1 protein-coding gene is annotated in these 1118 nt (G+C 40.1%); it reads left to right on the forward strand.

Going from position 1 to position 1118, the window contains the following annotated elements:
- Window positions 1-81 precede the first annotated feature (81 nt).
- On the forward strand, window positions 82-1118 hold a 1037-nt coding region (locus ABD814_RS13165), incomplete at its 3' end, for an IS1634 family transposase (RefSeq protein WP_344914180.1).

The raw sequence follows: 1118 nt of genomic DNA on the forward strand, positions 1-1118 counted from the left end.
TTATTATTTTTACTGTCCACTTATGTACATTTATGATATAATGAAATTAACGAAAGATTCTTTGAGATAGGAGGAACGCCAATGTATGTCTCAGTAACTGGATCAGGAAGTGCTCGTGTCATCCAATTCGTCGAACAACACCGCATTCCAAAGACAAAAAAGAAAAAGACAGTCGTGATTAAAACAATCGGAAACTACGAAAAAATGATCGCAGAGGATCCACAAATTATTGAAAAACTCAAAGAAGAAGCCAAGCGCCTCACGGCTGAGAAAAAAGCCAGAAACAAGCCGATGAAAGTCGAGTTATCACGGCAACCGATTTTGTCTCCATCGGACACAACACCCTCTTTTCATTTTGGGCATGCGGCCATCAAAGCGTTGTGGGATTCTCTTGAGTTGGATGCTTTTTTTAAGACGATGGATCAAAAACGGAACCAAGCACAGCTGATTGAAGCAATTTTTAGTTTAGTGATGCATCGGATGATGGACCCACAAAGTATTCGTTATTCCTATTTGGATTTGCCTCACTTTGCAGGCATCACTCAACATCATAAAGATCTCTATTACAACTTGTTGGATAAATTGTATATTTACAAAGATCAGCTTATTGACCATCTATGTGATCAGTTCACGACAAAGACAGAGCGAACAGGACCTGTCGCCTATTATGACGTCACGACGTATCGTTTTGAAAGTGTGAACGCGGGGGAGTTGCGGTTGTTTGGTTACTCAAAAGACAATAAACACAATGAAGTTCAGGTGGTGATGGGGCTTCTAATGGATAACCAAGGCATCCCGATCAGTTATGAGCTTTTTCCTGGAAACACAATGGATCAAACGACATTAACTCAGGCAGTAGAAGATCTCAAGGCACGGTATAAAATGGACAAAATCGTTGTGGTAGCTGATCGAGGATTGAACGGAAAAGATAATCTCGCTTATTTAGTGAATCAGGATCATGATTTCGTCATCAGCTATACGCTAAAGAAAGCACCTGAATCCTTGAAAACAATGGCTCTTGACGAAATGGATTGGGAGAATATACAGACGGATGAGAATGGAGAAATCCTATATAAAGAAAAGATAATTGCCCATCAGTTGTCTGTGAAAGTGGAACT

The sequence above is a fragment of the Amphibacillus indicireducens genome (assembly GCF_039539605.1).
Classification (GTDB): domain Bacteria; phylum Bacillota; class Bacilli; order Bacillales; family Amphibacillaceae; genus Amphibacillus; species Amphibacillus indicireducens.